Origin of the sequence: Devosia yakushimensis (genome assembly GCF_030159855.1) — a bacterium.
Classification (GTDB): Bacteria; Pseudomonadota; Alphaproteobacteria; order Rhizobiales; family Devosiaceae; genus Devosia; species Devosia yakushimensis.
On sequence record NZ_BSNG01000001.1, the window covers coordinates 1,263,516 to 1,285,376 of the forward strand.

General features: G+C 60.3%; 19 protein-coding genes. 18 read left to right on the plus strand and 1 reads right to left on the minus strand.

Annotated features, from left to right (window positions below; all coding sequences use genetic code 11):
- The first annotated feature begins 30 nt into the window (after positions 1 to 30).
- The 5 genes from rplL (at position 31) to QQL79_RS06260 (ending at position 11,845) form a co-directional block, all read left to right on the plus strand.
- Positions 31 to 408: a 50S ribosomal protein L7/L12 gene (rplL, locus tag QQL79_RS06240; protein ID WP_284388965.1), complete on the plus strand. Its 378-nt coding sequence runs from the start codon at positions 31 to 33 to the stop codon at positions 406 to 408.
- Positions 409 to 815: 407 nt separating this feature from the next.
- The gene (rpoB, locus tag QQL79_RS06245; protein WP_284388966.1) at positions 816 to 4,955 is read left to right on the plus strand and encodes a DNA-directed RNA polymerase subunit beta; all 4,140 of its coding nucleotides are present in this window, start codon (positions 816 to 818) and stop codon (positions 4,953 to 4,955) included.
- Between the two features lie 78 nt (positions 4,956 to 5,033).
- Positions 5,034 to 9,221 (plus strand): DNA-directed RNA polymerase subunit beta', encoded by a 4,188-nt coding sequence (rpoC, locus tag QQL79_RS06250; protein ID WP_284388968.1) that lies wholly within the window; start codon positions 5,034 to 5,036, stop codon positions 9,219 to 9,221.
- A gap of 174 nt (positions 9,222 to 9,395) precedes the next feature.
- On the plus strand, positions 9,396 to 10,694 hold the full coding sequence (locus tag QQL79_RS06255) for an esterase-like activity of phytase family protein (RefSeq protein WP_284388970.1): 1,299 nt from the start codon (positions 9,396 to 9,398) through the stop codon (positions 10,692 to 10,694).
- Positions 10,695 to 10,759: 65 nt separating this feature from the next.
- The gene (locus QQL79_RS06260) at positions 10,760 to 11,845 is read left to right on the plus strand and encodes an esterase-like activity of phytase family protein (RefSeq protein ID WP_284388973.1); all 1,086 of its coding nucleotides are present in this window, start codon (positions 10,760 to 10,762) and stop codon (positions 11,843 to 11,845) included.
- Positions 11,846 to 11,918: 73 nt separating this feature from the next.
- Here QQL79_RS06260 and QQL79_RS06265 read toward each other — a convergent pair whose 3' ends face one another.
- Positions 11,919 to 12,386: a YbjN domain-containing protein gene (locus tag QQL79_RS06265; RefSeq protein ID WP_284388975.1), complete on the minus strand. Its 468-nt coding sequence runs from the start codon at positions 12,384 to 12,386 to the stop codon at positions 11,919 to 11,921.
- 505 nt (positions 12,387 to 12,891) lie between these two features.
- On the opposite strand from QQL79_RS06265, the gene rpsL reads away from it, so the two are divergent.
- The 13 genes from rpsL to rplP all read left to right on the plus strand — a co-directional run bounded on the left by rpsL (position 12,892) and on the right by rplP (position 21,860).
- On the plus strand, positions 12,892 to 13,263 hold the full coding sequence (rpsL, locus tag QQL79_RS06270) for a 30S ribosomal protein S12 (RefSeq protein WP_035080811.1): 372 nt from the start codon (positions 12,892 to 12,894) through the stop codon (positions 13,261 to 13,263).
- Positions 13,264 to 13,275: 12 nt separating this feature from the next.
- Entirely contained in the window at positions 13,276 to 13,746 is a 471-nt protein-coding gene (gene rpsG, locus QQL79_RS06275) for a 30S ribosomal protein S7 (protein WP_284388977.1), read from the plus strand.
- A 12-nt stretch (positions 13,747 to 13,758) separates the two neighbouring features.
- Positions 13,759 to 15,849: an elongation factor G gene (gene fusA / locus QQL79_RS06280; protein WP_284388979.1), complete on the plus strand. Its 2,091-nt coding sequence runs from the start codon at positions 13,759 to 13,761 to the stop codon at positions 15,847 to 15,849.
- A 54-nt stretch (positions 15,850 to 15,903) separates the two neighbouring features.
- Complete coding sequence (gene tuf, locus QQL79_RS06285) at positions 15,904 to 17,094, plus strand: elongation factor Tu (RefSeq protein WP_284388980.1); 1,191 nt, start codon at positions 15,904 to 15,906, stop codon at positions 17,092 to 17,094.
- 69 nt (positions 17,095 to 17,163) lie between these two features.
- Complete coding sequence (gene rpsJ / locus QQL79_RS06290; protein ID WP_035080820.1) at positions 17,164 to 17,472, plus strand: 30S ribosomal protein S10; 309 nt, start codon at positions 17,164 to 17,166, stop codon at positions 17,470 to 17,472.
- Between the two features lie 85 nt (positions 17,473 to 17,557).
- Positions 17,558 to 18,259, plus strand: coding sequence for a 50S ribosomal protein L3 (gene rplC / locus QQL79_RS06295; protein WP_284388987.1), 702 nt, complete (start codon positions 17,558 to 17,560; stop codon positions 18,257 to 18,259).
- Positions 18,259 to 18,879: a 50S ribosomal protein L4 gene (gene rplD / locus QQL79_RS06300; protein WP_284388989.1), complete on the plus strand. Its 621-nt coding sequence runs from the start codon at positions 18,259 to 18,261 to the stop codon at positions 18,877 to 18,879. The genes rplC and rplD overlap by 1 nt, the downstream gene beginning before the upstream one ends.
- Complete coding sequence (locus QQL79_RS06305) at positions 18,876 to 19,169, plus strand: 50S ribosomal protein L23 (RefSeq protein WP_284388991.1); 294 nt, start codon at positions 18,876 to 18,878, stop codon at positions 19,167 to 19,169. The genes rplD and QQL79_RS06305 overlap by 4 nt, the downstream gene beginning before the upstream one ends.
- 18 nt (positions 19,170 to 19,187) lie before the next feature.
- On the plus strand, positions 19,188 to 20,027 hold the full coding sequence (gene rplB, locus QQL79_RS06310; RefSeq protein WP_284388992.1) for a 50S ribosomal protein L2: 840 nt from the start codon (positions 19,188 to 19,190) through the stop codon (positions 20,025 to 20,027).
- A 3-nt stretch (positions 20,028 to 20,030) separates the two neighbouring features.
- Complete coding sequence (gene rpsS, locus QQL79_RS06315; RefSeq protein ID WP_240229335.1) at positions 20,031 to 20,309, plus strand: 30S ribosomal protein S19; 279 nt, start codon at positions 20,031 to 20,033, stop codon at positions 20,307 to 20,309.
- Between the two features lies 1 nt (position 20,310).
- Positions 20,311 to 20,691, plus strand: a complete 381-nt coding sequence (gene rplV / locus QQL79_RS06320; RefSeq protein ID WP_284388997.1) for a 50S ribosomal protein L22 — start codon at positions 20,311 to 20,313, stop codon at positions 20,689 to 20,691.
- A complete protein-coding gene (gene rpsC, locus QQL79_RS06325; RefSeq protein WP_284388999.1) occupies positions 20,691 to 21,431 on the plus strand; it encodes a 30S ribosomal protein S3 in 741 nt (246 codons plus the stop codon). Before rplV ends, rpsC begins: the two co-directional genes overlap by 1 nt.
- A 15-nt stretch (positions 21,432 to 21,446) precedes the next feature.
- Complete coding sequence (gene rplP, locus QQL79_RS06330) at positions 21,447 to 21,860, plus strand: 50S ribosomal protein L16 (protein WP_035102630.1); 414 nt, start codon at positions 21,447 to 21,449, stop codon at positions 21,858 to 21,860.
- Position 21,861: the final 1 nt, after the last annotated feature.

The window sequence follows — 21,861 nt, forward strand, 5'->3', positions numbered from 1 at the left end:
GAACCTAACCCTATATAGAGAGATACAAAAATGGCTGATCTCGCCAAACTCGTAGACGACCTGTCCGCACTGACCGTCCTGGAAGCTTCGGAACTGTCCAAGCTCCTGGAAGAAAAGTGGGGCGTTTCCGCCGCTGCTCCGGTTGCCGTTGCTGCCGCTGGCGGTGGTGCTGCTCCGGCTGCTGCCGCTGAAGAAAAGACTGAATTCGACGTGATCCTCGCCTCGTTCGGCGACAACAAGATCAACGTCATCAAGGAAGTCCGTGCCATCACCGGTCTGGGTCTGGGCGAAGCCAAGGCTCTGGTCGAAGCTGCTCCCAAGGCCGTCAAGGAAGGCGCGTCGAAGGCTGAAGCCGAAGACATCAAGAAGAAGCTGGAAGATGCCGGCGCAAAGGTCGAACTCAAGTAAGTTCGCCTCTGGTCTTGAAATTTGCGAGATGGCGCGCTATGTGCCATCTGGCATCCTCGTTTTCACGAGATGATTCGCCGGGCCGATTGGATGGGTCACTGGCGCCAATTTGCGGAACATATGACGATTTCGATGTCTGAGGCACGCTGACGTCCCTGTAACCTCATGGTTTTTGCCATGGGGTGTTTGGCGTTTGTATTGCTTTTCTCTCCTTCGGCTCGGGAGAGGTCTTTGGCATCGCTGGGCCCGACTAACTGCCTACCAAGGCATATATCCCGAGACCCGACGGCTGATTGTCGGATTTTTGGATATCTGCCTCCGAGACAATCGCACTGGCGCATTGCCTGGAAAGTGACCTCCGCTCTCCGGCAGCGTGCCACATAAAAAGCGCACAGACAGGAGCTTTCATGGCTACCACGTTCAACGGCCGCCGCAAGGTTCGTAAATCCTTCGGTTCCATTCGCGAAGTCACGGAGATGCCCAATCTGATCGAGGTCCAGAAGGCCTCCTATGATCAGTTCCTCCTCGTGGACGAGCCCAAGGGCGGGCGTCCCGACGAAGGGCTTCAGTCCGTCTTCCGTTCGGTCTTCCCGATCACCGACTTTTCCAATACGGCCTCTCTCGAATTCGTGAAGTACGAGTTCGAGCAGCCCAAGTATGACATCGACGAGTGCCGTGCGCGCGACATTACCTTCGCTGCCCCGCTCAAGGTCACGCTGCGCCTGATCGTGTTTGAAGTGGACGAGGAAACCGGCGCCCGCTCCGTCAAGGACATCAAGGAGCAGGACGTCTATATGGGCGACATGCCGTTCATGACCATGAACGGTACTTTTATCGTCAATGGCACCGAGCGCGTCATCGTCTCCCAGATGCACCGTTCGCCTGGCGTGTTCTTCGATCACGACAAGGGCAAGACCCATTCGTCGGGCAAGCTGCTGTTTGCCGGCCGCATCATTCCCTACCGTGGTTCCTGGCTCGATATCGAATTCGACGCCAAGGACGTGGTCTATGCGCGCATCGATCGCCGCCGCAAGATTCCGGTCACCTCGCTGCTCAAGGCGCTTGGCATGGATGCCGAGGAAATCCTCCGCACCTATTACAATACGCTGCAGTACGAAAAGACCGAGAAGGGCTGGCGCGTTCCTTACGATGCCGAGAAGTGGAAGGGCGCCAAGCCGACCCACGACCTGATCGACGCCAAGACCGGCGACGTCGTCCATGAAGGCGGCAAGAAGCTCTCGGCCCGCCAGGCCAAGAAGCTGGCTGAAAACGGCCTCACGCACCTGCTGGCGGTCGATGAAGACCTCTATGGCATGTATGTGGCCGAGGACCTGATCAACATGAAGACCGGCGAGGTCTACATGGAGGCTGGTGACGAGCTCGACGAGAAGAGCCTCGCCAAGCTGGTCGAGCTGGGCTTTGACGAGCTGCCGATCCTGGATATCGATCACATCTCGATCGGTGCCTATATCCGCAACACGCTGGCCGTGGACAAGAACGAGAGCCGCGAAGACGCGCTGTTCGACATCTATCGCGTCATGCGCCCCGGCGAGCCGCCGACCGTCGATACCGCCGAAGCCATGTTCCAGTCGCTGTTCTTTGACAGCGAGCGCTATGACCTGTCCGCCGTTGGCCGCGTCAAGATGAACATGCGCCTCGAGCTCGATGCGCCCGACACCATGCGCACGCTGCGCAAGGAAGATATCGTTGAAGTCGTCCGGACCCTCGTCGACCTGCGCGATGGCCGTGGCGAAATCGACGACATCGACAATCTCGGCAACCGCCGCGTTCGCTCCGTCGGCGAACTCATGGAAAACTCCTATCGTCTTGGCCTGCTCCGTATGGAACGCGCCATCAAGGAGCGCATGAGCTCGGTCGAAATCGACACGGTGATGCCGCAGGACCTGATCAACGCCAAGCCGGCTGCTGCCGCTGTGCGTGAATTCTTCGGTTCCTCGCAGCTGTCGCAGTTCATGGATCAGACCAATCCGCTCTCGGAAATCACCCACAAGCGTCGCCTGTCGGCGCTTGGGCCGGGTGGTCTCACCCGTGAGCGCGCCGGCTTTGAAGTCCGCGACGTGCATCCGACCCATTATGGCCGTATCTGCCCGATCGAGACGCCGGAAGGCCCGAATATCGGTCTGATCAACTCGCTGTCGACCTTCGCCCGCGTCAACAAGTACGGTTTCATCGAGACCCCGTACCGCAAGATCGTGGACGGCGTGTTGACCGAGGACGTGGTCTACCTCTCCGCCATGGAAGAGGCCAAGCACTACGTCGCCCAGGCCAACGTGCAGTTCAACAAGGACGGCACGCTGCAGGACGATCTGGTCGTGGCGCGCCACGCTGGTGACAACGGCCTGACGCCCAAGGAAAACGTCGACCTTATGGACGTTTCCCCCAAGCAGATGGTGTCGGTTGCCGCCTCGCTGATCCCGTTCCTGGAAAACGACGACGCCAACCGTGCTCTGATGGGCTCGAACATGCAGCGTCAGGCTGTGCCGCTGTTGCGCGCTCATGCGCCCTTCGTCGGCACCGGCATGGAAGCTGTCGTGGCGCGTGACTCGGGCGCCGCTATTGTCGCCAAGCGCAAGGGTATCGTCGATCAGGTGGACGCCACCCGTATCGTTATCCGTGCCACCGAAGAAACCGATGCGTCCAAGTCGGGCGTGGACATCTACAATCTGATGAAGTTCCAGCGGTCGAACCAGTCGACCTGCATCAATCAGCGTCCGCTGGTTGTGGTTGGCGATCACGTCAACCAGGGCGACATCATTGCCGATGGTCCCTCGACCGAGCTGGGCGATCTGGCTCTCGGCCGTAACGTGCTCGTCGCGTTCATGCCCTGGAATGGCTACAACTTCGAAGACTCCATCCTGCTCAGCGAGAAGATCGCCATGCAGGACGTCTTCACCTCGATCCATATCGAGGAATATGAAGTGATGGCCCGCGATACCAAGCTTGGCCCCGAGGAAATCACCCGCGACATTCCGAACGTTTCGGAAGAAGCGCTGAAGAACCTCGACGAAGCCGGTATCGTTCACATCGGTGCCGAAGTGGCGCCGGGCGACATCCTGGTCGGCAAGATCACCCCCAAGGGTGAATCGCCGATGACGCCGGAAGAAAAGCTCCTCCGCGCCATCTTCGGCGAGAAGGCCTCGGACGTTCGCGACACCTCCCTGCGCGTGCCGCCGGGCGATGCTGGTACTGTTGTTGAAGTGCGCGTGTTCAATCGCCACGGCATCGACAAGGACGAGCGCGCCATGGCTATCGAGCGCGAGGAAATCGAGCGTCTTGCCAAGGACCGTGACGACGAACAGTCGATCCTGGACCGTAACGTCTATGCGCGTCTGAAAGAAATGCTGTTCGGCAAGGCCGCTACCGCTGGCCCCAAGGGCTATGTCGTGGGCACCAAGCTCAATGACCAGATGTTCGAGGCGCAGCCCCGTTCGAAGTGGTGGCAGTTCGCGGTCGATGACGACAAGGTCATGACCGAGATGGAAGCTCTTCATGCCCAGTATGAAGAGAGCCGCAAGTTGCTCGAACAGCGCTTCATCGACAAGGTCGACAAGCTGCAGCGCGGTGACGAACTTCCGCCGGGCGTGATGAAGATGGTCAAGGTCTTCATCGCAACCAAGCGCAAGATTCAGCCGGGCGACAAGATGGCCGGCCGCCATGGTAACAAGGGCGTCGTGTCCCGCATCGTTCCCGTGGAAGACATGCCGTACCTCGAAGATGGTACATCGGTTGATATCGTGCTGAACCCGCTGGGCGTGCCCTCGCGCATGAATGTGGGCCAGATCCTCGAGACGCACCTGGGCTGGGCTTGCGCCGGCATGGGCAAGAAGATCGACGAGATGGTTCGTGCCTATCAGCGCAATGGCGATCTCAAGCCCCTGCGCCTGGAAGTCCAGGAGCTCTTTGCGGGCGACGAGACGATCACGGACCTCGATGACGATGGTCTCGTGCGTCTGGGCGAACACCTCTCCAAGGGCGTGTCGATCGCGACCCCGGTGTTCGACGGCGCCAAGGAAGCCGATATCGTCACGATGCTGGAGCGGGCAGGGCTCAAGGCCTCCGGCCAGTCCACCGTGTTCGACGGTCGCTCCGGCGAGCAGTTCGATCGTCAGGTGACGGTTGGGTATATCTATATGCTCAAGCTGGACCACCTGGTGGACAACAAGATCCACGCCCGTTCGATCGGTCCTTACTCGCTGGTCACCCAGCAGCCGCTGGGCGGCAAGGCCCAGTTCGGCGGTCAGCGCTTCGGCGAGATGGAAGTGTGGGCTCTGGAAGCCTATGGCGCGGCTTATACGCTCCAGGAAATGCTCACCATCAAGTCGGACGACGTGGCCGGCCGCACCAAGGTCTACGAAGCCATCGTGCGTGGCGACGATACTTTCGAGGCGGGTATCCCCGAAAGCTTCAACGTTCTGGTCAAGGAAATCCGGTCGCTCGGGCTCAATGTTGAGCTTGAGAACCGCGAGATCGAAGACGAGAACCAGGCTGAAGCGGAGCTCGCACCTCCTCAGGAAGCGGCGGAATAATCCGGCACTTCCCAACCCCATTCACTTCCTGAGGGAGCCGGGCGCCAGCCCGCTCCCGAAGGAAAGAGGAGAGAATTGATGAACCATCATTCCCACGTCATGGACCCGTTCAACCCGGCCGTTCCGGTGCAGACCTTCGATCAGATGAAGATCTCCATCGCCTCGCCCGAGAAAATCCTGTCCTGGTCGTACGGCGAGATCAAAAAGCCGGAAACCATCAACTATCGTACGTTCAAGCCCGAACGCGATGGCCTGTTCTGCGCGCGCATCTTTGGCCCTGTGAAGGACTATGAATGCTTGTGCGGCAAGTACAAGCGCATGAAGTTCAAGGGCGTCATCTGCGAAAAGTGCGGTGTCGAAGTCACCCTGAGCCGCGTTCGCCGCGAGCGCATGGGCCATATCGAGCTGGCTGCGCCGGTCGCCCACATCTGGTTCCTGAAGTCCCTGCCGAGCCGCATCGCCCTGCTGCTCGACATGACGCTGAAGGATATTGAGCGTATCCTGTACTTCGAGAACTACGTCGTTCTCGATGCCGGCCTCACGCCCTTCACGACGCATGAACTGCTGACCGAAGAGCAGTATCTGGACGCCCAGGACGAATATGGCGCCGACAGCTTCACCGCCAAGATCGGCGCCGAAGCTATCCGCGATATCCTGATCGCCCTCGATCTCGAAAAGATTGCGGCCGATCTGCGCGTGGAAATTGCTGAGTCCACCACGGAACTTAAGCCCAAGAAGCTCGCCAAGCGCCTCAAGATCGTCGAGCAGTTCATCGTCTCGGGCAACAAGCCCGAATGGATGATCATGACCGTCATCCCGGTCATTCCGCCCGAGCTGCGCCCGCTGGTGCCGCTGGATGGTGGCCGCTTTGCCACGTCCGATCTGAACGACCTCTATCGCCGCGTCATCAACCGCAACAACCGGTTGAAGCGCCTGATCGAGCTGCGTGCGCCTGATATCATCATCCGCAACGAGAAGCGCATGCTGCAGGAAGCTGTGGACGCGCTGTTCGACAACGGCCGCCGTGGCCGCACCATTACCGGTGCCAACAAGCGTCCGCTCAAGTCGCTGTCCGACATGCTCAAGGGCAAGCAGGGCCGCTTCCGCCAGAACCTGCTCGGCAAGCGCGTCGACTATTCGGGCCGTTCGGTCATCACCGTGGGTCCGAACCTCAAGCTGCACCAGTGCGGCCTGCCCAAGAAGATGGCGCTCGAGCTGTTCAAGCCGTTCATCTACTCGCGCCTCGAAGCCAAGGGCTTCAGCTCGACCGTCAAACAGGCCAAGAAGCTGGTCGAGAAGGAAAAGCCCGAGGTTTGGGATATCCTGGATGAAGTGATCCGCGAGCACCCGGTTCTGCTGAACCGCGCTCCGACGCTGCACCGTCTGGGCATCCAGGCTTTCGAGCCGATCCTGATCGAGGGCAAGGCCATCCGTCTGCACCCGCTCGTCTGCTCGGCCTTCAACGCCGACTTCGACGGCGACCAGATGGCCGTGCACGTTCCGCTGTCGCTCGAAGCGCAGCTGGAAGCGCGCGTCTTGATGATGTCGACCAACAACATCCTGCACCCTGCCAACGGCCAGCCGATCATCGTGCCGTCCCAGGATATCGTGCTGGGCCTCTACTACCTCTCGCTCATGAACGAGGGTGAGCCGGGCCAGGGCATGGTGTTCGGTTCCTATGCCGAGCTCGAACATGCGCTCGACAACAAGGTCGTCACGCTTCACACCAAGATCAAAGGCCGCGTCGTTTCGTTCGATGAGAACGGCAAGGAAACCACCGAGATCGTGGAGACCACGCCGGGCCGCATGCTCATCGGCCAGATTCTGCCCAAGCATCCGGCCGTGCCGTATGCAACGGCCAATCAGCTGATGACCAAGAAGATGATCTCCAAGATGATCGACACGGTATACCGTGGCTGCGGTCAGAAGGAGACTGTGATCTTCTGTGACCGCGTGATGCAGCTGGGCTTCAAGAACGCCTGCGACGCCGGCATCTCGTTCGGCAAGGACGACATGGTTATCCCGCAGTCGAAATATTCGATCGTGGAAGCCACGCGCAAGCAGGTCGAAGAGTTCGAGCAGCAGTACAATGACGGCCTGATCACTCAGGGCGAAAAGTACAACAAGGTGGTCGACGCCTGGGCCAAGTGTGGCGACAAGGTTGCCGAAGAGATGATGAAGGGCATTGCTGCCGTTCAGATCGACGCGGAAACCAAGCGCCAGAAGCCGATCAACTCGGTTTACATGATGAGCCATTCGGGTGCCCGTGGTTCACCGGCCCAGATGAAGCAGCTGGCCGGTATGCGCGGCCTGATGGCCCGTCCGGACGGCTCGATCATCGAGACCCCGATCACGGCTAACTTCAAGGAAGGCCTGAACGTTCTCGAGTACTTCAACTCGACCCACGGTGCCCGTAAGGGTCTGGCCGACACCGCGCTCAAGACCGCCAATTCGGGTTACCTGACCCGTCGTCTGGTGGACGTGGCGCAGGACGCCATCATCGTGGCCGAGGATTGCGGCACCGAGCGTGGTCTGACCATGGAGCCCATCGTCGATGCCGGCCAGATCGTTGCTTCGATCGGCCAGCGCGTGCTGGGCCGTACCGCGGCTGACGACATCAACCATCCGCTGACCGGCGATCTGATCGCCGCAAAGGGGACGTTGCTGGAAGAAAAGCATGTCGACATCATCGAGGAAGCCCGGATCCAGTCGATCCGCATCCGCTCCCCGCTGACCTGCGATATGCGCCAGGGTACCTGCGCGGCCTGCTATGGCCGTGACCTTGCTCGCGGTACCCCCGTGAACATGGGTGAAGCTGTCGGCGTTATCGCCGCTCAGTCGATCGGTGAACCGGGCACCCAGCTCACCATGCGCACGTTCCACATCGGTGGTACGGCTCAGGTGGTCGACAGCTCGTTCCTGGAAGCCGGTGCGGAAGGCAAGATCGCCATCCGTAACCCCAACGTTGCCAAGGTCGAGGGCGGCAAGCTTGTCGTCATGGCCCGTAACGTGTCGCTCGCCATCCTCGATGCCGACGGCAAGGAACGCGCCACCCACAAGGTGACCTATGGTTCCAAGCTCCTGATCAAGGAAGGCGATATGGTTCGCCGTGGCCAGCGTTTGGCCGAATGGGACCCCTACACCCGTCCGATCCTCGCTGAAGTTGAGGGTGAGGTCGTGTTCGAGGATCTCGTTGACGGTGCGTCGGTTGCGGAAAACACCGACGAGGCGACGGGCTTCACCAAGCGCGTTGTCATCGACTGGCGTACCAATCAGCGCGGTGACGGCCTCAAGCCGGCCCTCGCGATTGCCCGCGGCGGTGCCGTGGCCAAGGTGGAACGCGGCGGCGACGCCCGTTACCTGCTCTCGGTTGACGCCGTTATCGCGGTCGAGCCCGGCGAGAAGGTTGCCCCCGGTGACGTGCTGGCCCGTATTCCGTTGGAATCGGCCAAGACCAAGGACATCACGGGCGGTCTGCCGCGCGTGGCTGAATTGTTCGAAGCCCGCCGTCCCAAGGATCACGCCATCATCGCCGAGATCGATGGTACGATCCGCTTCGGCCGCGACTATAAGAACAAGCGTCGCGTCATCATCGAGCCGACCGAGGACGGTGCTGATCCGGTTGAATACCTGATCCCGAAGGGCAAGCCCTTCCACCTTCAGGAAGGCGACCCGATCGAAAAGGGCGAGTACATCCTCGACGGCAACCCGGCGCCGCATGACATTCTGGCCATCAAGGGCGTGGAAGAGCTTGCTCGTTACCTCGTCAATGAAATCCAGGAAGTCTACCGTCTGCAGGGCGTGTTGATTAACGACAAGCACATCGAGGTGATCGTTCGCCAGATGCTGCAGAAGGTCGAGATCGTGGATCCAGGCGAGTCCGGCCTGCTCAAGGACGAGCAGCTCGACAAGCTGGACTTCGACGAGCTCAACGACGCTCTGGTCAGCGAAGGCAAGAAGCCGGCTACCGCCAATCCGGTGCTGCTCGGCATCACCAAGGCGTCGCTGCAGACCCGTTCGTTCGTGTCGGCCGCCTCGTTCCAGGAAACCACCCGCGTCCTCACCGAGGCGGCAGTTTCCGGCAAGGCCGATCTGCTCGAAGGTCTCAAGGAGAACGTCATTGTCGGCCGCCTGATCCCGGCCGGTACCGGTGCCGGCATCTCCTCGGCCAAGCTGATCGCGTCCAAGCGCGACGACCTGATCCTCGACGAACGCCGCCGCCAGGCCAATACCCAGGCGATCCCGGCTCCGACGCCAGCCGAGTAATCGGCACAACAGAACCGAATTTGAGGGAAGGGGGCCGCAAGGCTCCCTTTTCTTTTGGCGCTATGCCCTTGGCCCGCCATTCTGTGCATTGTCAACGAACTGCCATTTGCCCGTAGCGGAGCCGACACGTAGCCGCGCTAGCACGCGGATCGCTTCCCTTTCCGGAGACGATCCATGACCAAGATGACGCTGCTTGCCGCGCTTGCCGTCGCGATGCTTTCGACTTCCGCCTTCGCCCAGACCCAATTCGACGCCACGCTCAAGGCGCATGCCCAGCTTCCGGCGCAGACTTTCGTGCCCGCTCCGGCTGATGCGCCCTATGGCCTCTCCATGTCGGGGCGCTTTACCTCCGGCACCCGCGTCGAGACGCCCTATGGCTGGGCCAATCCGGCATCAGGCATTGCCATGCCATTCCCCGGCCAGCCCGTGCAGGGCATGTCCGGCATCCGTTCGCTGGGCGATGACCGCTTCCTGCTGTTGACCGACAACGGCTTCGGCAACAAGGCCAATTCCTCCGACGCCATGCTGATGTTCAACATCATGAAGATGGATTGGGAAACCGGCAAAGTCGGCATCGAACGCACCGTGTTCCTCAAGGATCCCAACCGCGTCGTGCCGTTCCCGATCGTCACCGAGCATAGCGACAGCCGCTACCTCACCGGCGCCGATTTCGATCCCGAATCCATCCAGCCGGTGGGCGACCATTACTGGATTGGCGACGAGTTCGGCCCCTGGCTGATCGAAGTTGATGCCGATGGCGTGGTGCTGCAGGTCGTCGCCACCAATCCGGGCGGTGTGGACTACAAGTCGCCGGACAACCAGTTCGTCTCGACCCCGGCTGCTGGCGCCGTGGTAACCGGCGTCAATACCGGCCGTTCGGGCGGTTACGAGGGCATGGCGCAGTCGATGGATGGCAAGACACTTTATCCGCTGCTGGAAAAGCCGTTCTACGACGAAGAGGCCAAGGCCCTCGAACTCATCGACGGCAAGCCGGTCCTGCGCATGCTGGAATTCGATGTCGCCGGCGCGAGCTGGAACGACAAGATCCGCTACTATCCGCTCGAAGACGCCACCCATGCGATCGGCGATTTCAACATCATCGATGGCACCCGCGGGCTGATCATCGAGCGCGACAATAATGAAGGCGACGATGGCCGCGAAAAAGCCGCCGCCTTCAAGCGCGTCTACCTCGTCGATCTGGAAAAGGCCGATGCGAATGGCGTGTTGGAAAAGCTGGCCTATATCGACCTGATGGCCATCAAGGACCCCGATGGCATTGCGCCGCGCGGCACCAAGGACGGCGTCTTCACCTTCCCCTTCGTGACCATTGAAGATGTCGACCTGGTCGATCCGACCACCATCGTCGTCGCCAATGACAACAACTATCCCGGCTCGACAGGCCGCGAAGCCGGCCGTGCCGACGACAACGAGTACATCCTGCTCGACGTCGCCGACTTCCTCAAGGCCGAGTAATCGCACCACGCGCGGCCGGGTAGGGCAGTCCTTCCCGGCCAAGCCATTTCACAGGAGCCTTTGCCATGAAGAATATCCTAGCGCCGTGCCTGATCGGCCTGGCCACTCTGATTGCCGCGCCCGCCCTGGGCCAGGACGCGCCGTTCAAGGTCGAGCTGCTCGGCTCGATCACCCTGCCGACCGGCCTTTCTATCGCCGGCGAGGAATTCGGCGGTATTTCCGGCCTCGACTATGATCCGGCAGCCGACATCTATTACGCCATCTCCGACGACCGCTCGCAGAATGCGCCCGCACGCTTCTATACCCTGCGCCTCAAGGCCGATGCCGAGGGCGTGCATGGCGTCGATATCGTCGCCAGCCACCTGCTGCGCGATGCCGCCGGCAATATCTTCCCGGCCAAGGGCATCGACCCCGAGTCGATCCGCTATAACGCTGCCACCCGCACGATTTTCTGGACCACCGAGAATGACGTGGCCGGCAATCCGGGCGTCTATGAATCGCGCCTGGACGGCAGCTTCCTGCGTGCCTTGGCCGTGCCGGATTACTATAAGCCGACCGCCGATGGCTCGTCGGGCATCTATGGTAACCTGGCCTTTGAAAGCCTGGCTATTTCCGCCGATGGCACATTGGTGCTGGCCGGCACGGAAAATGCCCTGGCCCAGGATGGCGCCAAGGCGACGCTCGAAGCGGGCAGCCCCTCGCGCATCATCTCGTTCGACATTGCCAGCGGTCAGCCAACCGCCGAGCAGATCTACGAGACCGGCCTAATCCACGCCAAGGCCACGGCCGAGCCGCCCTATAATGACAATGGCCTCTCCGAATTCATGGTGTTCGACGACAGCCACCTGCTCGCCGTCGAACGCTCCTTCGCCGCAGGCCTGGGCAATGAGATCAATTTCTATCTCGTCGACCTGTCCGGGGCGACCAATGTCAATGGCAGACCCTCGATCAAGGGCGAGACCGTTGAGCCGGCCGCCAAGCAGCGTGTGTTCAAGATCGGGGAAGGGGACTTCGACCTCGATATCGACAATATCGAATCCGTGACCTTCGGCCCCGAGATCGATGGCAAGCGCACGCTGGTCATTGCCTCGGACAATAATTTCAATCCCAACGGCCAGTTTACCCAGTTCGTGGTCTTCACGCTGAACTAGGCACGCAGCCTGACGCCAGAATGCAAAAGGGGCCGAACGGCCCCTTTTCGTTGTCGCTCATGTCGCGATGCGGTCAGCTCTCGTAGCCGACATGATCGGCGAACTGCTCGACCACCATCTTCCAGAGCGCGAACTGGGAATCGAGATATTCGGCGCTGATGCCCTGGACCATGTCGAGGTCCATTTCCACGCAGGCATCCTTGTCCTGGTCGAGATAGGCGCGGCTGAAACGCTTGTTGAAGTTCCAGTCGTTGATCTCTTCGAGCGTCGGCTTGATATCGAGGAAGCCGAGATAGAAATTCAGGTCCTCGCAATTCTTGTTGTTGGTGCAATTGCGGAAATAGACCTGATAGCTGACGCCGCCAATCTTGCCGGTGATCTGGGGGTCGCCGTTGGACTGTTTGGTCATCGATGCCGAGCCATAATTCTTGGCGACCGCGAGGATGTCCTCGGTATTGGCGCCGGTCAGCGTCTGCGCTTGCGCGGATACCGAAAGAGCCAGGGCGAGAGTCGCGCCGGCGAGCATTGGAACGAATTTCATTATTATATTCTCCCTTGTCCGGCTCTCTATATGGCCGGCGGTTCAATGGGGACCGATATCGATCAGCGGGGCGATGCTACACGTTTCGCCATGACCCGAAAATGACCGTTCGGCAAAATCGGCATGGGGCAGGGGCCGGGCATGGATTTCCACCCGCCTAGTCACGGATGAGAAAGCATTGCAAGTCTGTGCATGGCTCCACCACGGATTTTTCATGAAAGAATCCTTGACGGGGCGAGTCATCGGTTCTAAACAGCGCCTACCTTAGCGGTCGGTCGTGAATGTCACACCGGGTCCCTGCCATCTAGCGCGGGAATCCAGGACACTCAAACACACTGTCGGGTAGTTAGACGAAGTAAATCCTTGTGCGCATGACTGCGACCGGTTTCCGGTGGTGGTCCGCTGCAATTAAGGCGCCGCCGTATTCCCTGATAGGGATCGGATGAGCGCCGTTTTGGTTTGCTTGTCTAGACCGAAAACTATTTTGGACGATGGAAAGAGCGCAATGCCCACCATTAATCAGCTGATCCGCAAACCACGCGCCAGCAAGCCAAAGCGGAACAAGGTTCCGGCCATGGAAGCAAATCCGCAAAAGCGCGGCGTTTGCTCTCGTGTGTATACGACGACCCCGAAGAAGCCGAACTCGGCTCTGCGCAAGGTCGCCAAGGTTCGCCTGACCAATCAGCGCGAAGTGATTTCGTATATCCCGGGTGAAGGCCACAACCTGCAGGAGCACTCCGTGGTCCTGATCCGTGGTGGCCGCGTTCGTGACCTTCCCGGCGTTCGTTATCACGTGCTCCGCGGCGTTCTCGACACGCAGAGCGTCAAGGACCGCAAGCAACGCCGTTCGAAGTACGGCGCGAAGCGTCCGAAGTAAGGAGATCGAGATATGTCCCGTCGTCACCGCGCAGAAAAACGCGAAGTTATTCCGGACGCCAAGTATGGCGATCTCGTCCTGACCAAGTTCATGAACTCGCTCATGAAGGACGGCAAGAAGTCGGCTGCCGAAAGCATCGTCTATGGTGCCTTCGACATCGTCGAGTCCAAGAGCAAGCAGGATCCGGTCACCGTGTTCCACACCGCGCTCGACAACATCCGCCCTGCGGTTGAAGTCCGTTCGCGCCGTGTTGGTGGTGCCACCTACCAGGTTCCGGTTGAAGTCCGTGCCGACCGTCAGCAGGCCCTGGCCATTCGCTGGCTGATCGAATCCGCCCGCAAGCGCGGCGAGAACACCATGCGCGAGCGCCTTTCGGGCGAGCTCATGGATGCTCTCAATGGCCGCGGCCAGGCCGTCAAGAAACGCGAAGATACGCACCGTATGGCTGACGCCAACCGTGCCTTCTCGCACTACCGCTGGTAGTAGGAGCGCCCAATGGCACGCGAATATCCGATCAATCTGTATCGTAACTTCGGCATCATGGCTCACATCGATGCTGGCAAGACGACCACGACTGAACGCATCCTCTACTACACCGGCAAGTCCCATAAGATCGGCGAAGTCCATGACGGCGCCGCGACCATGGACTGGATGGAGCAGGAGCAGGAACGCGGCATCACCATCACTTCGGCTGCGACCACCACGTTCTGGAAGTCGCGCGAAGGCGTGATGCATCGCTTCAACATCATCGACACCCCCGGCCACGTGGACTTCACCATTGAAGTCGAGCGTTCGCTGCGCGTGCTCGACGGTGCCGTCGCGCTGCTGGATGCCAATGCCGGCGTTGAGCCTCAGACGGAAACCGTCTGGCGCCAGGCCGACAAGTACCATGTTCCGCGTCTCATCTTCGTCAACAAGATGGACAAGATCGGCGCCGACTTCTACCGCTGCGTGGAAATGATCGGTTCGCGTCTTGGCGCCAAGGGCATTCCCGTTCAGCTGCCGATCGGCGCCGAGAACGAGTTCAAGGGCGTTGTCGACCTCATCGAGATGAATGCTCTGGTGTGGCGCAACGAAGAGCTGGGCGCTCAGTGGGACGTCGTGGAAATCCCGGCCGACCTCAAGGAAAAGGCCGAGCAGTACCGCGAAGCCATGATCGAGGCCGCCGTCGAGATGGACGACGCCGCGATGGAAGCCTATCTCAACGGCGAAATGCCGAACAACGACACGATCCGTCGCTTGCTGCGTCAGGGCGTCATCGGCACCAAGTTCTTCCTGGTGTTCGCTGGCTCGGCCTTCAAGAACAAGGGCGTGCAGCCTCTGCTGGATGGCGTTATCGACTTCCTGCCGTCGCCGATCGACGTTCCGGCTATCCAGGGTATCGATGCCCGCACCGAAGAGCCGATCGAGCGTCACGCCGACGACAACGAGCCGCTCTCCATGCTGGCCTTCAAGATCGCCAACGACCCGCATATGGGTACGCTGACCTTCTGCCGCATCTACTCGGGCAAGCTCGAGCAGGGCATGATGCTGGAGAACACCGTCAAGGAAAAGCGCGAGCGTATCGGTCGCCTCTTCCAGATGCATGCCAATTCCCGCGAGCAGATCACGGAAGCCTTTGCCGGCGACATCGTGGCTATCGTTGGCCTGAAGGACACCACCACTGGTGACACCCTCTGTGCCAGCAATTCGCAGGTTATCCTGGAGCGCATGATTTTCCCCGAGCCGGTTATCGACATCTCGGTGGAACCCAAGTCCAAGGCCGACCAGGAAAAGATGGGCCTCGCGCTCAATCGTCTGGCTGCCGAGGATCCGTCCTTCCGCGTCAAGACCGACGAAGAATCCGGCCAGACCATCATTTCGGGCATGGGCGAACTTCACCTCGACATTCTCGTCGACCGTATGCGTCGCGAGTTCAAGGTCGAGGCCAATATCGGTCAGCCGCAGGTGGCTTACCGCGAAACCATCACCAAGCAGGCCAATGTGGACTATACCCACAAGAAGCAGTCGGGTGGTTCGGGCCAGTTCGCTCGCGTCAAGCTCACCGTTGAGCCGGGCGAAGTTGGCAAGGGTCTGGAATTCGTCAACGCCGTCGTCGGCGGTTCGGTGCCTAAGGAATACATTCCTGGCGTCGAAAAGGGCGTGAAGTCGGTCATGTCGGCCGGTCCGTTGATCGGGTTCCCGATCGTGGACGTTAAGGTGACGTTGACCGAAGGCGCTTATCACGACGTCGACTCTTCGGTTCTGGCCTTCGAAATCGCCGGTCGTGCAGGCTTCAACGAAGCTCTGCGCAAGGCGGCTCCGAAGATCCTTGAGCCGATCATGAAGGTTGAAGTTGTCACGCCTGAAGATTACATGGGCGATGTCATCGGCGACCTGAATTCCCGGCGCGGTCAGATCCACGGCACTGAAAGCCGTGGCGTCCTCCAGGTCGTGAATGCCTATGTTCCGCTCGCGAACATGTTTGGGTACGTGAACTCGCTGCGCTCCATGAGCCAGGGTCGTGCACAGTACACCATGACGTTCGACCATTACGAGCAGGTTCCGCAGGCGGTCGCCGACGAAGTCCAGGCCAAGTACGCCTAACTATAAACTGAAACGAAAGGTTGGCCTCCGGGCTGACGAATACGGAGAAAAGCGATGGCTAAGGAAAAATTTTCCCGCAATAAGCCTCACTGCAACATCGGCACCATCGGTCACGTTGACCATGGCAAGACGTCGCTGACCGCAGCGATCACCAAGGTCCTGGCTGAGACCGGTGGCGCGACTTTCAAGGCGTACGACCAAATCGACGCGGCCCCCGAAGAGAAGGCCCGTGGTATCACCATCAATACCGCTCACGTCGAGTACGAGACCGAGAACCGTCACTACGCTCACGTCGACTGCCCCGGCCACGCTGACTATGTGAAGAACATGATCACCGGTGCTGCCCAGATGGACGGCGCGATCCTGGTTGTGTCGGCTGCTGACGGCCCGATGCCGCAGACCCGCGAGCACATCCTGCTTGCCCGCCAGGTTGGCGTGCCGGCCCTGGTCGTGTTCCTGAACAAGTGCGACATGGTCGACGATCCGGAACTGCTCGAACTGGTCGAGCTGGAAGTCCGCGAGCTGCTGTCGTCCTATGAATTCCCGGGCGACGATATCCCGATCATCAAGGGCTCGGCTCTGGCCGCTCTCGAAGATTCGGACAAGAAGCTCGGCCACGACGCCGTTCTCGAGCTGATGCGCAATGTCGACTCGTACATTCCGCAGCCCGAGCGTCCGGTTGACCAGCCCTTCCTGCTCCCGATCGAAGACGTGTTCTCGATCTCGGGTCGCGGTACGGTTGTGACCGGTCGTGTTGAGCGCGGTATCGTCAAGGTTGGTGAAGAAGTCGAGATCGTCGGCATCAAGGCAACCCAGAAGACCACCGTTACCGGCGTCGAAATGTTCCGCAAGCTGCTCGACTCGGGCCAGGCTGGCGACAATATTGGTGCCCTGATCCGTGGTATCGACCGTACGCAGGTTGAGCGTGGCCAGGTTCTCTGCAAGCCCGGTTCCGTGACCCCGCACACCGACTTCGTTGCTGAGGCTTATATCCTCACCAAGGAAGAAGGCGGCCGCCACACCCCGTTCTTCGGCAACTACCGTCCCCAGTTCTACTTCCGTACGACTGACGTGACGGGCATCGTGACCCTGCCGGAAGGCACGGAAATGGTGATGCCGGGCGACAACATCAACATGAACGTTCAGCTCATCGTTCCGATCGCAATGGAAGAGAAGCTCCGCTTCGCTATCCGTGAAGGTGGCCGCACTGTCGGCGCCGGCGTCGTCGCGAAGATCCTGAAGTAAGCCTTATTGAGACATTCGCGGCGCGCGGATTAACGCGCGCCGCGATCCATTTTCGTCAGGATTTACAAGATGAACGGTCAAAATATTCGCATCCGGCTCAAGGCGTTTGACCATCGCGTGCTCGACACTTCGACCCGCGAGATTGTCAACACCGCCAAGCGCACGGGCGCGCAGGTTCGCGGCCCCATCCCGCTGCCGACGCGAATCGACAAATTTACCGTGAACCGCTCGCCGCATATCGATAAGAAGGCACGCGAGCAGTTCGAGATTCGGACCCACAAGCGTCTTCTGGACATCGTGGACCCGACTCCCCAGACGGTCGATGCTTTGATGAAGCTCGATCTCGCCGCCGGCGTCGACGTCGAAATCAAGCTCTAAACTACGAAGAGTTTCCGCGCATACCGCCAAAAGGGTCCTCTGAAACCATGACCCGGTATCGCGCCAAGAGAGAAGGTAATAACCGATGCGTTCTGGATTGATCGCACAGAAGCTGGGCATGACCCGCATTTTCACAGAGGACGGCTCGCACGTTCCTGTGACGGTGCTGAGCTTGCAGAACTGCCAGGTGGTGGGCCAGCGGACCGCTGATAAGGATGGCTATGTCGCGCTGCAGCTCGGCGCTGGACAGGCCAAGGCCAAGAACACAACCAAGGCAGAGCGCGGCCAGTTCGCAATTGCCAAGGTCGAGCCCAAGCGCCATGTCGCGGAATTCCGCGTCGACGAGTCCAACCTCATCGAGGTTGGGGCGACGCTGCAGGCTGACCATTTCGTCGAAGGCCAGCTGGTGGACGTCACCGGTACTTCGATCGGTAAGGGTTTTGCCGGCGGTATGAAGCGTTGGAACTTCGGCGGCCTGCGTGCTTCGCACGGCGTGTCGGTGTCGCACCGCTCGATCGGTTCTACCGGTGGCCGTCAGGACCCGGGTAAGACCTTCAAGAACAAGAAGATGCCGGGCCACATGGGCGATCGTCGCATCACCACGCAGAACGTCAAGGTCGTCAAGACCGACGTCGAGCGCGGGCTGATCATGATCCAGGGTTCGGTTCCCGGCGCCAAGGGCGCCTGGATCATGGTCAAGGACGCTGTCAAGAAGCCTGCTCCCAAGGACGCCCAGTTCCCGGGTTCGTTCAAGGCCGCTGCAGACGTTGCAGGGGAAGCGAAATAATGGAACTCCAGGTTACAACTCTCGACGGTAAGTCGGCTGGCAAGGTTACCCTTGCCGATGACGTGTTCGGTCTCGAGGTCCGTCCGGACATCCTGCACCGCATGGTCCGTTACCAGCAGCTCAAGGCGATGGCCGGTACGCACGATGTCAAGCATCGTTCGGAAGGCGTGCGCACGGGCAAGAAGTTCGTGAAGCAGAAGGGTTCGGGCGGCGCTCGCCATGGCGATCGCAAGGCTCCCCAGTTCCGTGGTGGTGGCCGTGCATTCGGTCCGACCCCGCGTAGCCACGCGATCGACCTGCCCAAGAAGGTCCGCGTCCTGGCGCTCAAGCATGCCCTGTCGGCCAAGGCCAAGGCAGGCGAGCTGATCGTGCTGGACAGCGTCACGACTTCGGCTCCGAAGACTGCTGCCCTGCGCACCACCTTCGGCAAGCTGGAATGGCTGAACGCGCTGATCATCGATGGCGCCGCTGTCGACCAGAATTTCGCTCTGGCCGCTCGCAACATCCCGCATATCGACGTGCTGCCGGTGCAGGGGATCAACGTTGTGTCGATCCTCAAGCGCAACAAGCTCGTCCTGACCAAGGCAGCGCTCGAAGCGCTGGAAGCGAGGTTCGCATGAACAAGCTCAGCGCTTACGACATCGTCCGCAATCCTGTCGTGACTGAAAAGTCCACGATGGCTTCGGAAAATAACCAGGTCGTATTCGACGTGGCGATCGATGCCAACAAGACCGAGATCAAGGCTGCCGTCGAGCAGCTCTTCTCGGTCAAGGTCAAGGCCGTCAACACTCTCGTCCGCAAGGGCAAGGTGAAGCGGTTCCGTGGCCACATCGGTACGCGCAACGACGTCAAGAAGGCCGTTGTGACCCTCGTCGACGGCCAGTCGATCGATATTTCGACCGGCCTCTAAGGGACAAGAGACAGACAAATGGCTCTAAAAACTTATAATCCCACCTCCGAAGGCCGTCGCCAGCTCGTGACGACCGACCGTTCGGAACTCTGGAAGGGCGCCCCGGTCAAGACCTTGACCGAAGGTCTCTCCAAGTCCGGTGGCCGCAACAATCGTGGCCGTATCACTGCCTACCATCGTGGTGGCGGTCATAAGCGGACCTACCGTCTGATCGACTTCAAGCGCGTCAAGTTCGATGCGGTTGGTACTGTCGAGCGGCTGGAATATGATCCGAACCGCACAGCCTGGATCGCGCTGATCAAGTACGAAGACGGTGAGCTGGCCTATATCGTGGCTCCGCAGCGTCTGTCGGCTGGCGACAAGGTTGTTTCGTCGATGAATACCGTCGACGTGAAGCCGGGCAATGCCATGCCGCTCGAGCGCATGCCGGTCGGTACGATCGTGCACAATATCGAGCTGAAGCCCCGCAAGGGTGGCCAGGTTGCCCGTTCGGCTGGTGCTTATGCCCAGTATGTCGGCCGCGACCAGGGTTGGGCGATCCTTCGCCTGAACTCGGGCGAGCAGCGTCGTGTGCATGGCACCTGCCTTGCAACCGTCGGTGCCGTGTCGAACCAGGATCACTCCAACACCTCGCTCGGCAAGGCCGGTCGCAGCCGTTGGCTGGGCCGCAAGCCGGTCAACCGCGGTGTGACCATGAACCCGATCGACCACCCGCATGGTGGTGGTGAAGGCCGTACCTCCGGTGGCCGTCATCCGGTTACCCCCTGGGGTAAGCCGACCAAGGGCAAGAAGACCCGCAGCAATAAGGCAACGGACAAGTTCATCGTTCGCAGCCGTCACGTGAAGAAGGGCAGGTAAGCCATGACCCGTTCAATCTGGAAGGGGCCGTTTGTCGACGGCTACATGCTCAAGAAGGCCGAGAAGGCCCTCGCGTCTGGCCGCAACGATGTGGTCAAGATCTGGAGCCGCCGTTCGACCATCCTGCCGCAGTTCGTGGGTATCACCTTCGGCGTCCACAATGGCCAGAAGCACGTCCCGGTGAGCGTCACCGAAGACATGATCGGCCACAAGTTCGGCGAATTCGCACCGACCCGTACCTATTACGGTCATGCGGCCGACAAGAAGGCCAAGAGGAAGTAATATGAGCAAGCCGAAAACTGAGCGCGCTCTCAAGGACAACGAGGCTAAGGCTGTTCTGCGCATGCTGCGCATCAGCCCTCAGAAGCTGAACCTCGTCGCGCAGTTGATCCGTGGCAAGAAGGTCGAGAAGGCTCTGGCCGAACTCGAATTCAGCCACAAGCGGATCTCCGGCCAGGTCAAGAAGGTGCTGGAAAGCGCCATCGCGAACGCCGAAAACAACCATGGCCTCGATACCGATGCCCTGGTCGTTGCTGAAGCCTTTGTCGGCAACTCGCTGGTCATGAAGCGGTTCACCGCTCGTGGTCGTGGCAAGTCGTCGCGCATCGAAAAGCCGTTCTCGCATCTGACGATCGTCGTGCGGCAAGTTGAGGAGGCCGCATAATGGGCCAGAAGATCAATCCAATCGGCTTCCGCCTCGGCATCAACCGCACGTGGGATAGCCGCTGGTTCGCCAACAAGGGCGAATATGGCACGCTGCTGCAGGAAGACCTGAAGATCCGTACGGCTCTTCTGGAAGACCTCAAGGCTGCTGCCGTCAGCAAGATCGTCATCGAGCGTCCGCACCGCAAGTGCCGCGTGTCGATCCACACTGCCCGTCCGGGCATCGTGATCGGCAAGAAGGGCGCTGACATCGACAAGATCCGCGCCAAGGTGAAGAAGTTCACCGATAGCGAAGTGCACATCAACATCGTTGAAGTGCGCAAGCCCGAGACCGATGCGACGCTGGTTGCCCAGGGCATTGCCCAGCAGCTGGAACGCCGCGTGGCTTTCCGCCGCGCCATGAAGCGCGCCGTGCAGACGGCGATCCGCATGGGCGCCGGTGGTATCCGCGTCAACGTTGGTGGTCGCCTCGGCGGTGCCGATATCGCCCGTACCGAATGGTACCGCGAAGGCCGTGTGCCGCTGCACACCCTGCGCGCCGATATCGACTATGGTACGGCTGAAGCCGAAACCACCTATGGCATCATCGGCATCAAGGTCTGGATCTTCAAGGGCGAAGTCCTCGAGCATGATCCGACTGCTCATGAGCGTCGCGCCACCGAAGGCGCCGATCAGGGCGGCCAGCGCAGTGAACGTGAACCGCGTCGTGAGCGCGGCGATCGCGACCGCGAACGCGCATAAGAAGGTTAGTTCATTATGCTGCAACCAAAAAAGACCAAGTTCCGCAAGGCCCACAAGGGCCGTATCCATGGCGTTGCCAAGGGCGGTACCGATCTGGCATTCGGCCAGTATGCCCTCAAGGCAACCGAACCTGAGCGCGTTACCGCTCGCCAGATCGAAGCGGCTCGCCGCGCGATCACCCGCGAGATGAAGCGCCAGGGCCGGGTATGGATCCGTATCTTCCCGGACGTGCCGGTTTCCAAGAAGCCGACCGAAGTGCGTATGGGTAAGGGCAAGGGTTCTGTTGAATTCTGGGCCGCCCGCGTCAAGCCGGGCCGTATCGTATTCGAAATCGACGGCGTCCCTGAGGACGTTGCCAAGGAAGCCCTGCGCCTCGGCGCGATGAAGCTTCCGATCATGACGCGGGTTGTTACCCGCATTGCCGACTAAG